The sequence below is a fragment of the Mucisphaera sp. genome, from assembly GCF_965279675.1.
Classification (GTDB): Bacteria; Planctomycetota; Phycisphaerae; order Phycisphaerales; family Phycisphaeraceae; genus Mucisphaera.
Window position 1 is genome coordinate 1759256 of sequence record NZ_CBDIIJ010000002.1, and the last position, 12811, is coordinate 1772066.

A 12811-nucleotide genomic window follows, 5' to 3' on the forward strand; every position below is an offset into this window, starting at 1 on the left:
TGAGCCAAGTGGAGTTTTGCGATGTCTGATGTTGTGAAGCCGGTGGTTGTGATTGTTCGGGATGGTTGGGGTCGGAATCCGAATCCGGAGCATGATGCGTTTAATGCGGTGAAGCTGGCGGAGACCCCTAGGTGTGATGCGTTGTTGGAGCGGTATCCCTCGACGCTGATTCACACGAGTGGTGAGGATGTGGGGCTGCCTGAGGGGACGATGGGCAACAGCGAGGTGGGGCATCAGAACATCGGTGCGGGGCGGGTGGTGTATCAGGAGTCGGTGCGGATCACGAAGGCGATTCGGGATGGGTCGTTTTTTGAGAATGAGGTGCTGGTGGCGGCGGTGGAGCGGGCGAAGTCTTCGAATCGGTTTGTGCATGTGATGGGGATTGCTTCGGACGCGGGGGTGCATGGGTTGATGGATCACCTGTATGCGTGTCTGGAGCTGTGCGAGCGGCTGGGGCATGAGCGGGTGGCGCTGCATCTGTTTACGGATGGTCGGGATACCGGTCCGTTTACGGGCAAGGACTTTGTGGCTCAGATTGAGGCGAAGTGTCGTGAGTTGGGTGTGGGGCAGGTGGCGTCGATCTGCGGGCGGTATTACGCGATGGATCGGGACAATCGGTGGGAGCGGGTGGAGAAGGCGTATAGCTGTCTGACGGGGATTCGGGGTCGGAAGCATGAGCTGCCGGTGGCGGCTTCGGCGGCGGAGGCGATTCAGGGGTATTACGACGCGCCGACGAACGACTCGCAGCAGGGGGATGAGTTTATTGTGCCGACGATGATCGGGGCGTCGATTGATGAGGCGCTCGGGACGCGGATTTCGGCGGGTGATTCGGTGCTTTTTTACAACTACCGGGGTGATCGACCGCGGGAGTTGGTGAAGTCGTTTGTGATGACGGATGACGAGTGGGCGGCGGTGCCGGCGTCGCCTGATAGTGGGGAGCGGGGGTTTAATCGGGTGCGTCGGTTGGGGGTGGAGATGGTCACGATGACGGCGTACGAGCAGGGGTTGTCGGTGAAGGTGGCGTTTCCGAAGCCGCCAAAGATGGAGGATGTGGCGGGGGCTTATTTAGCGCGGATCGGGAAGACGCAGTTTCGTTGTGCGGAGACGGAGAAGTTTCCGCATGTGACGTTCTTTGCGAATGACTATCGGGAGGAGCCGTTCCCGGGTGAGGGCCGTGAGATGGCGCAGTCGCCTCAGGTGGCGACGTATGACCTGCAGCCGGAGATGAGTGCGGAGACGATTACGGAGATTGTGCTGAAGCGGGTGGCGGCGGCGGACTGCGAGGATTTCTTCCTAGTGAACTTTGCGAATGGCGACATGGTGGGGCACACGGGGAAGCTGGACGCGGCGATCAAGGCGGTGGAGACGGTGGATGGGTGTGTGGGGCGGATCGTGGAGGCTGTTTTGGCGAGGGGTGGGAAGCTGATTGTGACGGCGGACCATGGGAACGCGGAGCAGATGTTCGACCCTGAGACGGGTAGTGCGCATACGGCGCACACGCTTTACGACGTGGAGTGCATTGTGGTGGACCCGTCGCTGGATGCGGGCACGAAGCTGCGTGAGGGCGGGCGGCTAGCGGATGTGGTGCCGACAGCGTTTGGGTTGATGGGGGTTGAGAAGCCGGCGGCGATGACGGGGGAGAGTTTGGTGGGCTAGCAATTGCGAAGGTTATTCCAACCCTGTTTCATCATCTTCCTCCAAGGGGGCTTGGTAGAAGTTGAGGGTCATGCCGCCGTATTTGTGGGGGACGGGGCCGTCGAGGTTGGGGCGTTCGGCGGGGGTGGGGGCGTCGGAGGGGGTTCGGAGGTTGATGATGGCGCCGGGTTCGAGTTTGGGGGCGATGTGGTCGAGGAGTTGGTGGATACGGTCGACGGTGGGCGGGTCGTGGAGCATTTTGTAGGGGGGGTCGAGGAAGGCGATGGCCAGGGGTTCGGGGGGGAGCTGGTCGAGCCAGAGGGGGAGGAGGGCGCTGCCATGGATGACGGTGGCGCGGTCGGTGAGGCCGAGGGTTTGGAGGTTCTGTTTGAGGATGGCCTGGATGCGTCGGTCGGCTTCGACGAAGGTGCAGTGGGAGGCCCCGCGGGAGAGGGCTTCGATGCCGATGGAGCCGGTGCCGGCGAAGAGGTCGAGGACGGGTCCGAAGGGCTCTTCGGTGGTTTCGCCGAGGACGCCGAGGGAGTAGAGGCGTGAGAAGAGGGCCTGCTTGACGCGGTCGGTGATGGGGCGGGTGGTCTCGGCGTCGGGTGGTCCGAGGAGGCGGCGGTGGCGATGGGTTCCGGCGATGACGCGCATGTGGTGATCGTATCGTTTTGAGCGGTTCGACAAGGGATGCTGGGGCTGGTTATGTTGCGGGCGTGAAGCAAGCAACTCCCCTGTTAGCGGCGGCTGGTTCGGTCACGGTGGTTTCTGACGCGGTGTCTCGGAAGGCCGAGAAGCCGAAGAAGGGGGAGCGGAAGGCTTCTGAGAAGAAGAAGGGCCGGGGTGGCAAGAAGGGTAAGGGCAGCGGTGCGACGATCGCTGAGCAGGCGGACAAGTACGCGCTGTATCAGAAGGCGGTTCAGGAGCCGGAGCACGAGGTTGAGTTTTTTGAGCTGGCTTATCGGGAGGCGAACGGGCATCGGGAGCCGGTGGTGCTCCGGGAGGATTTCTGCGGGACGTTTGCGGTGTGTTGTGCGTGGGCGGCGTCGAAACTCGGTCGGCGGGCGCTGGGGGTAGATCTGGATCCGGAGCCGTTGGCGTGGGGGGCGGCGAACAACCTGAAGCCGTTGACGGACGAGCAGAAGAAGCGGGTTCGGATTCTCGAAGCGGATGTGCGGAAGGTGTGCTCGCCTAAGGCGGATGTGTTGGCGGCGCAGAACTTCTCGTTCTTTTTGTTCATGGAGCGGCGGGAGTTGCTGGGGTATTTCAAGGCGGCACGACGGAACCTGGCTCCGGGCGGGGTGATGGTGATGGACATGATGGGCGGGCCGGATTGTTTTCTGGAGGACCACAACGAGACGCGGAAGTGTGACGGGTTTTCGTATACGTGGCGGACGGAGAAGGTGAACCCGATCACGCAGATCAGCGAGCACAGCATCGGTTTCAAGTTCAAGGACGGGAGCCGGATGCGTGAGGCGTTTAGGTATCGGTGGCGGATGTACAGCATTCCGGAGATCAGGGATCTGCTGATGGAGGCGGGGTTTGCTCGGGTGGATGTTTACTGGGAGGGGGCGACGGAGGATGGGGATGGAGACGGGAACTGGCGGATCACGACGGAGGCGGAGATGGATCCTTCGTGGTTGTGTTACGTGGTTGCGCGTCGGGATCGCGAGGCGGTTAGCGGAGGTTCGGTCTGATGAAGTTGCAGGGCCCGCGAGGTACGCGAGATTTTTACCCGGACGCGATGGCGTGGCGTCGTCGGCTGGAGGATGCGTGGCGGGCGGTTTCGATTCGGCATGGATTTGAGGAGGTGGACGGGCCGATCTTTGAGACGCAGGAGCTTTACAAGATCAAGTCGGGGGATGGGATTCTGAGTGAGATTTTTCATGTGAAGCACCCGCAGGGAGACGCGGAGTTTGCGCTTCGTCCGGAGTTCACGCCGACGCTGGCGCGGATGGTGGCGGCGCGGGCGAACGGTTTGCCGAAGCCGATCAAGTGGTTTGCGACGCCTAATTTCTGTCGGGCGGAGCGTCCGCAGCGGGGGCGGCTGCGGGAGTTTCTGCAGTGGAATGCGGACATTCTGGGGGCTGAGGGTGCGGTGGCGGATGCGGAGTGCATTCTGGTGGCGGTGGATCTGCTGCGGGAACTGGGGCTGACGTCGCAGCACATCGTCGTGCGGATCAGTCACCGGGAGGTGGTGCGTCAGGTGCTGCTACGGTTGGGTGTGCCTGAGGGGAAGATGGTTTCGGCGTTTGAGTTGTTGGATCGTCGAGAGAAGCTGGAGCATGGTGATTTTGTGGCTCAGGCGGGGGCGTTGGGCTTGGATGAGATCCGGGTGGATCGGTTTCTCCAGATGAGTCGGCGGCGGTATCCGGTGGGTGAGATAGAGCACCTGGCGCGGTCGGTGGGGATGGAGAGCGGGTTTGAGAAGCTGCGTGAGCTGGAGGAGCAGCTGATTGCTTTTGGGCTGGCGGACTGGTGCGCTTATGACCTTGGGATCGTGCGGGGGTTGGCTTACTACACGGGTACGGTGTTTGAGTTGCACGAGGCATCGGGAATGGAGCGAGCGGTGGCGGGTGGGGGTCGGTATGACAAGCTGATTGAGCTGTTCGGCGGGCCGTCGATGCCGGCGGTGGGTTTCGGGATGGGGGATGTGGTGCTGACGAATGTGTTGCAGGACAAGGGGTTGATTCCGGAGGAGGTGACGCCTCGGCCGGACGTGTTTGTGCTGGGCGGCGAGGGGGTGTCGACGGCGCGGGTGCGTGAGGTGGTGGCGGGGCTGCGGTTGGAGGGGGTGCACGCGCGGTTCAGCTACAAGTCGACGACGAACGTGGGCAAGCTGATGAAGGATGCGAATCAGTCACGGGCGCGGTATGCGTTGATCCTGAGCGGGTCGGGTGGGGAACTGAAGGATCTGGACAGCGGGGATCAGGAGAGCGTAGAGATCGCTGGGCTGGCGGAGCGGATGCTGGCCGAGAGCGAGTGAGACTCTTAGCCGGTGCTTAGTTGGCAGCTTCGATGGCGAGGACTTTTTCGAGTCTTCGCTGGTGTCTTTCTTCGCCGGTGAACTTGGCGTTGGCGAAGGCGGCGGCGATTTCGCGGGCGGGTTCGACGCCGATGATGCGTGCTCCGAGGCAGAGGACGTTGAGGTCGTCGTGTTCGACGCCCTGGTGTGCGGAGTAGATGTCGTGACAGACGGCGGCGCGGACGCCTTTCATCTTGGAGGCGGCGATGGAGGCTCCGACGCCTGAGCCGCAGACGAGGACGCCACGGTCGGCCTGTTTGTGCTGGATGGCGTTGCCGACGTAGCGGGCGAAGTCGGGGTAGTCGTCGTGGGGGTCGTGCTCGTGGGCGCCGAGGTCGAGGACTTCGTGGCCGAGGTCGGTGAGGACCTTGGCGATGTCGGCTTTGAGGGGGAGTCCGGCGTGGTCGGCGGCGATGGCGATTTTCATGGTCGGGCTCGTCGGGAGGAGGGGGTCAGGCGGGGAGTTTACCCGGATGGATGCGGGGTGTGCCTTGCGTTAGTTGGTGTCGACGATCTGCTGGGCCGCGGCCTGGAGGCGTTCGGCGGCGAGGGGGGTGCCGATGTCGTTCTTGCCGAAGCCGGGGGCGGCGCCTTGTTTGATGGCTTCTTCCTGGGCGTCTTCGAAGTTGGATATGAGGAGGCAGGGGCCGGCTTCGGGGCGTTTGGCGATGGCGGCGATGAGGTCGATGCCTGAGCCGGCGGCGAAGTGGCCGTCGAGGACGCGGTTGACGAGGAGGATGGTTTGGGGGCTGAGGCGGGGTGTGAGTTCGTCGTCGGTGTTGACTGTGGTGATGGTGGCGTCGGGGAGGGCGGCCTGGGCCTGGCGTTGGAGGGAGCCGGAATCGAAGCCGCAGTGGCCGACTAGGAGGACGGTGGGTGTGGGGGTGGTCATGGTGCGGGGTGTCCTGAGGGATTATTTCCGTGTCATAACGTTAGCTTATTCATGATGTTATATCGTTGGTGAGATTTTTGTGCTCGCTGGGAAATAGGTTGCGGGCCAGGACCGTTTTATCTTTGAGACGGCGATTTTGCTGGCTCTGACAAGTTTGTCCCTTCTCCTATGTGCCCGTGGTCGTTCTTGCGTCACGGGCATTTTTATGCGCGGGCTTTTCTGTGGTTGGTTCAGGGGTGGAGCCAGGTGGCGGTGTGTTCGTGGGTTTGGGGCTCGAAGCGGTAGCTGGCGCGGACGTGGCCTTTGGCGGCGAGGTGGAGGATGTCGAGGCTGGTGGCGGTGAGGCAGATGGCGGCGAAGTTGGTGCGGCCTGGCTGGGCCTGGCCTTCGGTGGGGATGGTGTCGCGGAGGTCTTCGGGGAGGTTGGGGCTGGGGGCGTCGGCGAAGTTGGAGGGGGGGTGGGGGGCGAGGTAGCAGCGTTTGCTGGAGAGGCTGGAGGCGGCCCACTGCTCGTCGGCGAGGGTGTCGTCGGTGTGGAGGGTGGCGCGGCCGGCGAGGCGGAGCTGGATGCGTTCGGCGGGGTCGTAGGCGAGCCAGCAGGCATTGGGATTGTGTCGGATGTGTTGGGTTTTGGGGGAGCGGGTGTCGGTGTGGTGGATGAGTCGGAGGGGCTGGGTTTCGACGCGGCGCAGGACGACGGTGCGGGCGTGGGGTTGGTTTGCGCTATCGACGGTGGCGATGGTGCCGAGGTGGAAGGGGTGTTTGGCGGTGGTGGTAGCGTGTCTGAGGCGCTGGATCGCGTCTTCGAGGAGGGCGTCGAGGTTGTGGAGGTCGGGTCTTTCGGGCATGCCGAAAGGTTAGCTGCTGGCGGGGGGCTCGGTGTGGTGGGCTTCGCTGGTGGTGGCGGCGAGGGCCTGGCGGGCTTTGCGTGCGGCGATGAAGCTGCGGATGCCGACGATCATGAGGAGGAGGCAGGGGACGCCCATGCTGAGCTGAACGATGATGGCTTTGGGTCGTTCGGCGTCGCCGGCGAGGAGGTCGGGGAGTTTGGGGAGGCCCATGCCGAGTCCGCCGAGGGTGCCGAGGAGGGCGAAGAGCATGGCGGCGTGCATGGCGTGCTTTCGCCAGGGCTCGTTCATGCCGGCGAGTCCGGCGAGGAGGATGGGGGCACCGATGAAGGCGGGGATGAGGGCCGTGATGCTGGGTCCGGAGGATTCGGTTTCGGTGGTGGCGTCGGCTGGGGCCAGTTCGGCGGCTTCGGCGGGGATTTCTGTTTGGGGGATGGTGGCGTCGGGGGTTTGTTCGGCGGTGGGGGTGGTCGGTTGGGACTGGTAGCCGCCTGCGGTGGCGTAGGCGACGACGCCGATGACGATGAGGATGACGCCGATGAGTATGGTGAACTGGGGCATGTTCGCGGTCTCTCGTTTGTTGATGTTGGGTTTCGTTTGCAGGGTAGCGGGGTCGGGGTCTGGTGGCTGTTGTGGTGGGGTGGTTTATGGCGTCTTTGGAGAGAGGATGGGGATTTTTTCCAACTCGGCGATGTAGTGAGCGGGGAGTTTGTGGAAGCGGGCGCCGCGGAGGATGCCGTCGAGGTATTGGCGGGAGGGGGGTGTGGGGCCGTTGGGGTCGGGCTCGGCGATGTAGGTGAGGACGCGTAGGGTGGGGCCGGATTCGATCTCGATGGGGCGTTCTTCTCGGCGATAGCTGCCTTCGGCGATGTCTTCGTAGATGTCGAGGGTGTCGATGTGGTCCTGGGTGAGTTGGTAGAGGACGCCATGGACGTGGTGGTTTGGGTGGGGTTCGATGGAGGCAACCCCGCCGGCCCAGCTCTCGCAGGCTCTGGGGAAGCAGAGGCGGTGGTTGGCGAGTCGGGCGCGGGCGTGGACCTGGAATCCTGGGCAGCGGTCGTCCATCTGCTGGGGGTCGAGGTTAGAGCCGTAGGCGAAGTAGAGCATGGCTTGTTGGTGGTCAGGGGCGGTTCGCGGGAATGGGAAGGGGGTTTGGGGGGTTGTGTGTTAAGCTTTGGTGAGGGGTTTTGTGGGTCTCAGGCTGGTGGGCATGATATGCCGAATAGAACTACAAGTCGTGAGGTTATCGGGCCTGAAGAGCCTGTCGAGACGGCGATGAAGAAGCTGCGTTACAAGTCGGTTTTTGTCAGCGACGTGCATCTGGGCACGAATGGCTGTCATGCGAAGGAGCTATCGCGGCTGCTGAAGCGGGTGGAGTGCGAGAAGCTGTTTCTGGTGGGGGACATCATCGACATGTGGCGGCTGAAGCAGCGGTGGTACTGGCCGGCGGAGCACAACGATGTGATCCGAAGGTTGCTGAAGCTGGCGCGGAAGACGGAGGTGATTTTCGTCCCGGGGAATCATGATGATGCGGCGCGGCAGTATTGCGGGCTGGAGTTTGGGGGTGTGCGGGTGGAGCAGGATTTTGTTCACGAGACGGCGGCGGGGGAGCGGCTGCTGATCGTGCATGGGGACGAGTTCGACATGGTGGTGAAGCACTCGCCCTGGCTGGCGCAGTTCGGGGCGTGGGCGTATGGGTGGCTGACGTCGGTCAACACGGTTTACAATGCGATTCGTCGGCGGCTGGGTCTGCAGTACTGGTCGCTGGCTGCGTTTGTGAAGTCGAAGGTGAAGGGGGCTTGTACGTTCATCAGCAGTTTTGAGAAGACGCTGGCGCGGGCGGCGGCGGCGCGGGGTGTGGATGGTGTGGTGTGCGGGCACATTCACAAGGCGGAGGTTCGTGAGGTGGAGGGGGTGAACTACTACAACTGCGGGGACTGGGTGGAGAGCTGCACGCTTCTGGTGGAGCATGAGGATGGGCGGATGGAGCTGGTGGATGGGTTGAGGCTTCTCAATGAGCTGCTGCAGCGGCGGTTGAAGAAGGAGACGGCGGACAGTGTGGATGTGGAGACGGTGCTGAAGCCGAGCGAGGGGTCGCTGGAGCCGTTCATGCCTTCCTCGTGGGCGGCGAGGCATGAGTTGTCGGAGGAGGAGGAGCCGGAGCGGGTGGGGTGAGGTTTTAGTGAAGCCGCGGTGGCGTCCGCGGTTCGCGTGGTGGAGGTTTTCGTACTTTTGGGGTGGTTTTTGGTGGTAGCAAGTTGATGGTGTTTTGGGTGGTGGCCGGGGCCGCGTCGCGGCCCGGCTCATGGGTTTCAGGTCCAGCCGGGCCAAGGGGTTTCGTTGCGGGTGTAGCGGCCGTTTTCGAAGGGGTCGAAGAAGTGGTTGATGAGTTCGTGTTGGATGGGTTGGTTGTTGGTGTCGGGTAGGAGGCTGGACTGTGCTGCGTAGGTGTTGATTTCTGAGCCGTCGACGAGGATGTGGTACCAGGGCTGGTCGCGGTCGGGCTGGGTTTGGTTGTTTTCGTACCAGAGGTCGTTGGCTTTGCATTGGAGGTCGAAGTCGACGACGACGCCTCGGTAGCCGTAGTTGCGGTGGCGGACGAGTTGTCCGGGGGCGAAGTGGGGGATCTCGATGGGGAGGTAGTCGGGGATGTTGATTTTGTCGTGGTGGCTCATGGCGGCGGTTACTCGGCTTCGGTGGTTGGCGAGGCGGCCTGGCTGCTGGTTGTACGGGTGAGTCCGTTGTCGGGTTCGGGGAGGATGGGGTCGTAGAGGTATTCGGGGGGGAAGGATCGGTTGTCGGGTGTGGTCGTGTCGGTGGTTGGGTCGTCGTTGTTGTTCGGGTAGCGGGTTCGGATGTCGAAGATGAGGTCGGTGTTGGTACGGGTGATGGCTCGGACGCGTGCGGAGCGGTCGATGAGGTTGTCGATGCGTCGGGCGGGGTCCCAGAAGGAGCGTCCTTGGCGGTCGATCCAGGTCCAGCCTGAGGGGAGGCGGACGCGGGCCCAACTGGTTTCGAAGGGTTCGGCGTCGATGAGTTGGGGCGGGATGATCCAGCGGCCGGAGCGGTCGATGAAGCCGACGGCGCCGCGGGTGTCGACCATGGCGGTGTTGGTTTCGGGCTCGAAGTCGTGGGCGAGTTGATAGGCGGGTTGGATGCGCCAGTCGGCTTGCTGGTTGATGTAGCCCCAGAGGTTGTTCTGCTGGGCGGGGGCGAGGTTGGCGGAGAAGTCGCCAGCGTTCTGGAAGCGTGGGGTGATGGCCCAGCGGAAGGAGGGGTTGAGGTAGCCCCAGCCTTCCTGGGTGCGTGCTCGGAGGAGGTTGTCGGAGAAGTCGCCTAGTTCGAGGATGGTGTGATCGCGGTCGATCCAGAGGGTTCGTCCGGAGCGGTCGATGACGGCCCAGCGGGCGTTGTCTTTGGGGTTGTCGGGATTGGGGCCGGGCAGGAGGACGGCGGCTTTGTTGTCGGCGAAGGCTCTGGCTTTGAGATAGCTGGGCGGGATGAGGACACGTCCGGAGCGATCGATGTAGCCGACGCGGTCGTTGACGAGGATGGTGGCTGCGTTTTCGGAGAAGCGTCCGGCGGCGTCGAGTTCGGGCTGGAGGATCCAGCGGCCGTTTTTGTCGATGAAGCCCCACTTGCCGTTGACGGCGACGCGGGCACGGCCGTTGGCGAAGCGGTCGGCGGCGTCGAAGAGGGGTTCGATCTGGATTTCGGCGGCGCGGTTGAGGTAGGCGGTTTTGCCGTTGATACCTACGCGGGCGAGGCCTTCGTAGAAGTTATCGGCCCAGTCGAAGGCGGGTGGGATGGCGATCTCGCCGAGGGAGGTGGCGTAGCCGGCTCGGTTGAAGGCAATGATGGGGTAGACGGGTTTGTCGCGTTGTGGGCCGGTGTAGGTGAGATCGGTGTCCTGGGCGTTGGCGAGCCAGCGTGGTGTCCAGGGTTCGGCAGGTGGGGTGATGGCGGAGGTGGTGGCGATGAGGGTGAGGGTGACGGCCAGGAGCAGGCTAGCCTGCCTGTGTGTTAAGCGGCTTGGCTGGTGGGCGTTGGCTGGCATGCCTGATGGTAGACGCGGGGTTGTGATGGGTTGGGTTTGTAGGGTTTGTACGTAGTCGGGGTTCTCGTCTTTGGGTGAATGGGTAGAGGACATCAAGGTCTGGGTACGCGCGGACGACATTCATTCAAGTGGGCACTAGCGTGATGGGCCGTCGAGGCCGGAAGTGGCCTTCGCGGGCCGGCGCCTCTCACTTGAAGGTTTGCCATGGCTTCTATGCGGAATCCTGACCCAACAATGGCGGCGACGACGCTTGATGTCGATGCGCCGCTTCTGGGGGCGGCGGTGTTGCATGCCGTGGAGGCTTGTGGGCTCGGGCGGGTACTGGTGGATGCGTCGGGGCGGGTGCTTTCTGTGAATCATGTGGCCAAGGCGTTGCTCGGGGAGCGGCTGACGGTGGGGTGCGTGCTGGGTGATCTATTTGACGCGGGGAGTGGGCGTTCGATGGCGGGTTGGTTTGAGCGTCCTGCGGTTTCGAGCGTGCTGGCTTTGCAGGCTGGGGTGGCGGGTGACGCGGAGCGGGTGCTGGGTCTGACGCTGCTGCCTTGCAGTGGGGCATGTCTTGGTGACGAGCGTCCGCCTGCTGCGGTGGTGCTGCTTCAGCCGGCGTCTTCGTGCGTGCATGAGGATGTGCTGGGGGTGGGTGATCGGCTGGCGCTGGCGGCTCAGGCGGCGCACGAGGGTTTGTGGGACTGGGATCTGCTGACGGATCATCTTTCGGTGTCGCCTCGGTGGTGTGAGCTGCTGGGGTTGGGGCCGGATGCACGGATCACGAAGCCGGAAGACTGGCTGTCGCGGATTTCGTCGTCGGATCTGAGTCAGTTCCAGGCAGACCTGACAGTGGCGTTGTCGGGTGGTGACCCTGAGATTGTTCGGGAGTTGCAGATAAGGACGGTGGGTGGTGAGAAACGGTGGATGCGTGTGCGGGGGCTGGTGGAGCGGGATGCTTCGGGTGAAGCGATTCGGATTGCGGGGTCGATGTCGGACATCGATCAGCGTAAGCAGATCGAGAAGTCGCTGGCTGAGGTGTCGACGCGTGACCGGCTGACGGGTCTGGCGAGTCGGACGCAGTTTCTGAATCAGGTGGAGCAGGCGCTGCATCGTTCGAAGCGGATTTCCAATTACAGCTTTGCGGTGTTGTGTCTGGATATCGATCACTTCAAGATCGTGAATGACAGCTTGGGGCATGGTTCGGGTGATCGGCTGCTCAAGGAGATCGGGGCTCGGTTTGAGCCGGCGCTGCGGACGATTGATGTGGTCTCGCGGCTGGGCGGGGATGAGTTCGCGGTGCTGCTGGATGGGTTGGATGCGCCTGGTTCTGCGGTGGAGGTGGCTCGTCGGTTGCAGAAGGTGATCGCTGAGCCGATCGAGGTGGATGGCCATGCGATCCGGCTGACGGCGAGTATCGGGGTGGTGACGTCGAACGAGCAGAGCGAGAGTTCGGAGGCGATGCTGCGTGATGCGGACATCGCGATGAACGAGGCGAAGGCGGGCGGCAAGGCTCAGGCGGTGGTGTTTCAGGGATCGATGCATGAGGAGGCCGTTGATCGGCTGGTGCTGGAGCGGGAGCTGCGGTCGTCGCTGGAGCGGGATGGTTTTGAGTTGGCTTATCAGCCGATCGTGTCGCTGAGTGAGAAGTGCGTGGTGGGTTTTGAGGCGCTGCTGCGTTGGGATTGTCCGGGTCGGGGGCTGATTGGGCCGGATCGATTCATCCCGCTTGCGGAGGAGACGGGGCTGATTGTTCCGCTGGGACGGTGGGTGCTGGAGGAGGCGTGTCGTCGGTTGCGTAGCTGGATGGATGCGGGGCTGCCGTTTGGTCGGTCGCTGCGGATGAATGTGAATGTGTCCAGGCGGCAGCTGGCCAAGCCGGACTTTGTGCCGATGGTGGCGGAGCTTTTGGAGCGGTATCGGTTGCCGGCGAGTTGTCTCGAGTTGGAGGTGACCGAGTCGGTGATCATGGAGCAGCAGGATCTGGTGCTTCGGAGTCTGGAGGGGATTCGTGATCTGGGGGTGTTGTTGGCGATCGATGATTTCGGGACGGGGTATTCGTCGCTGAGTTGTCTGCACGAGTATCCGTTTGATGTGCTGAAGATCGACAAATCTTTCATCCAGAACATGCAGGCGAAAATGGAGTTGGGGGCGGTGATTCAGGCGATTGTGACGCTGGCGCACACGCTGGGGATCGAGGTGGTGGCGGAGGGGATTGAGACGGACGGGGAGTTGGCTGCGTTGCAGGCGCACGAGTGTGATCTGGGGCAGGGATACTTCTTTGCGAAGCCGCTGAAGCCAGACGATGCGATTGCGTTCGTGGCGTGTTTTGGGAGTGATGAGAGCTTGAAGGCTTCGGCGTAGAT

At 63.0% G+C, this 12811-nt stretch carries 13 protein-coding genes; 5 read left to right on the forward strand and 8 right to left on the reverse strand.

The window, feature by feature from the left end:
* Window positions 1-21 precede the first annotated feature (21 nt).
* A complete protein-coding gene (gene gpmI, locus ACQZAB_RS07590) occupies window positions 22-1656 on the forward strand; it encodes a 2,3-bisphosphoglycerate-independent phosphoglycerate mutase (RefSeq protein WP_428388557.1) in 1635 nt (544 codons plus the stop codon).
* A gap of 12 nt (window positions 1657-1668) precedes the next feature.
* Here gpmI and ACQZAB_RS07595 read toward each other — a convergent pair whose 3' ends face one another.
* Window positions 1669-2292: an RsmD family RNA methyltransferase gene (locus tag ACQZAB_RS07595; RefSeq protein WP_428388559.1), complete on the reverse strand. Its 624-nt coding sequence runs from the start codon at window positions 2290-2292 to the stop codon at window positions 1669-1671.
* Between the two features lie 62 nt (window positions 2293-2354).
* Between ACQZAB_RS07595 and ACQZAB_RS07600 the strand changes: the two genes are divergently transcribed.
* Both ACQZAB_RS07600 and ACQZAB_RS07605 read left to right on the forward strand, forming a co-directional pair.
* A complete protein-coding gene (locus tag ACQZAB_RS07600; RefSeq protein WP_428388561.1) occupies window positions 2355-3335 on the forward strand; it encodes an SAM-dependent methyltransferase in 981 nt (326 codons plus the stop codon).
* Complete coding sequence (locus ACQZAB_RS07605) at window positions 3335-4624, forward strand: histidine--tRNA ligase (protein ID WP_428388563.1); 1290 nt, start codon at window positions 3335-3337, stop codon at window positions 4622-4624. Before ACQZAB_RS07600 ends, ACQZAB_RS07605 begins: the two co-directional genes overlap by 1 nt.
* Before the next feature lie 16 nt (window positions 4625-4640).
* On the opposite strand, the gene rpiB is transcribed toward ACQZAB_RS07605, so the two are convergent.
* From rpiB to ACQZAB_RS07630, 5 genes are all read right to left on the reverse strand, one after another.
* Entirely contained in the window at window positions 4641-5090 is a 450-nt protein-coding gene (gene rpiB, locus ACQZAB_RS07610; RefSeq protein WP_428388565.1) for a ribose 5-phosphate isomerase B, read from the reverse strand.
* A gap of 69 nt (window positions 5091-5159) precedes the next feature.
* Window positions 5160-5555 carry a hypothetical protein gene (locus ACQZAB_RS07615; RefSeq protein WP_428388567.1) on the reverse strand — a complete coding sequence of 132 codons (396 nt, stop codon included), beginning with the start codon at window positions 5553-5555 and terminating at the stop codon, window positions 5160-5162.
* Window positions 5556-5785: 230 nt separating this feature from the next.
* On the reverse strand, window positions 5786-6403 hold the full coding sequence (locus ACQZAB_RS07620) for a pyridoxamine 5'-phosphate oxidase family protein (RefSeq protein WP_428388569.1): 618 nt from the start codon (window positions 6401-6403) through the stop codon (window positions 5786-5788).
* Between the two features lie 9 nt (window positions 6404-6412).
* Window positions 6413-6964, reverse strand: coding sequence for a hypothetical protein (locus tag ACQZAB_RS07625; RefSeq protein ID WP_428388571.1), 552 nt, complete (start codon window positions 6962-6964; stop codon window positions 6413-6415).
* 84 nt (window positions 6965-7048) lie between these two features.
* On the reverse strand, window positions 7049-7510 hold the full coding sequence (locus ACQZAB_RS07630; protein ID WP_428388573.1) for a gamma-glutamylcyclotransferase family protein: 462 nt from the start codon (window positions 7508-7510) through the stop codon (window positions 7049-7051).
* Between the two features lie 168 nt (window positions 7511-7678).
* Between ACQZAB_RS07630 and ACQZAB_RS07635 the strand changes: the two genes are divergently transcribed.
* Window positions 7679-8578 carry a UDP-2,3-diacylglucosamine diphosphatase gene (locus ACQZAB_RS07635; RefSeq protein WP_428388575.1) on the forward strand — a complete coding sequence of 300 codons (900 nt, stop codon included), beginning with the start codon at window positions 7679-7681 and terminating at the stop codon, window positions 8576-8578.
* 137 nt (window positions 8579-8715) lie between these two features.
* On the opposite strand, the gene hspQ is transcribed toward ACQZAB_RS07635, so the two are convergent.
* On the reverse strand, window positions 8716-9078 hold the full coding sequence (gene hspQ / locus ACQZAB_RS07640) for a heat shock protein HspQ (protein WP_428388577.1): 363 nt from the start codon (window positions 9076-9078) through the stop codon (window positions 8716-8718).
* An 8-nt stretch (window positions 9079-9086) separates the two neighbouring features.
* A complete protein-coding gene (locus ACQZAB_RS07645; protein ID WP_428388579.1) occupies window positions 9087-10460 on the reverse strand; it encodes a WG repeat-containing protein in 1374 nt (457 codons plus the stop codon).
* 204 nt (window positions 10461-10664) lie between these two features.
* On the opposite strand from ACQZAB_RS07645, the gene ACQZAB_RS07650 reads away from it, so the two are divergent.
* Window positions 10665-12809, forward strand: a complete 2145-nt coding sequence (locus ACQZAB_RS07650) for a putative bifunctional diguanylate cyclase/phosphodiesterase (RefSeq protein ID WP_428388581.1) — start codon at window positions 10665-10667, stop codon at window positions 12807-12809.
* Window positions 12810-12811: the final 2 nt, after the last annotated feature.

What these genes read in the sequence shown, in the direction of transcription:
- gpmI (WP_428388557.1), top strand. Translation starts at nt 22, where the DNA reads ATGTCTGATGTTGTGAAGCCGGTGGTTGTGATTGTTCGGGATGGTTGG.
- ACQZAB_RS07595 (WP_428388559.1), bottom strand. Translation starts at nt 2,292, where the DNA reads ATGCGCGTCATCGCCGGAACCCATCGCCACCGCCGCCTCCTCGGACCA.
- ACQZAB_RS07605 (WP_428388563.1), top strand. Translation starts at nt 3,335, where the DNA reads ATGAAGTTGCAGGGCCCGCGAGGTACGCGAGATTTTTACCCGGACGCG.
- rpiB (WP_428388565.1), bottom strand. Translation starts at nt 5,090, where the DNA reads ATGAAAATCGCCATCGCCGCCGACCACGCCGGACTCCCCCTCAAAGCC.
- ACQZAB_RS07615 (WP_428388567.1), bottom strand. Translation starts at nt 5,555, where the DNA reads ATGACCACCCCCACACCCACCGTCCTCCTAGTCGGCCACTGCGGCTTC.
- ACQZAB_RS07620 (WP_428388569.1), bottom strand. Translation starts at nt 6,403, where the DNA reads ATGCCCGAAAGACCCGACCTCCACAACCTCGACGCCCTCCTCGAAGAC.
- ACQZAB_RS07625 (WP_428388571.1), bottom strand. Translation starts at nt 6,964, where the DNA reads ATGCCCCAGTTCACCATACTCATCGGCGTCATCCTCATCGTCATCGGC.
- ACQZAB_RS07630 (WP_428388573.1), bottom strand. Translation starts at nt 7,510, where the DNA reads ATGCTCTACTTCGCCTACGGCTCTAACCTCGACCCCCAGCAGATGGAC.
- ACQZAB_RS07635 (WP_428388575.1), top strand. Translation starts at nt 7,679, where the DNA reads ATGAAGAAGCTGCGTTACAAGTCGGTTTTTGTCAGCGACGTGCATCTG.
- hspQ (WP_428388577.1), bottom strand. Translation starts at nt 9,078, where the DNA reads ATGAGCCACCACGACAAAATCAACATCCCCGACTACCTCCCCATCGAG.
- ACQZAB_RS07645 (WP_428388579.1), bottom strand. Translation starts at nt 10,460, where the DNA reads ATGCCAGCCAACGCCCACCAGCCAAGCCGCTTAACACACAGGCAGGCT.
- ACQZAB_RS07650 (WP_428388581.1), top strand. Translation starts at nt 10,665, where the DNA reads ATGGCTTCTATGCGGAATCCTGACCCAACAATGGCGGCGACGACGCTT.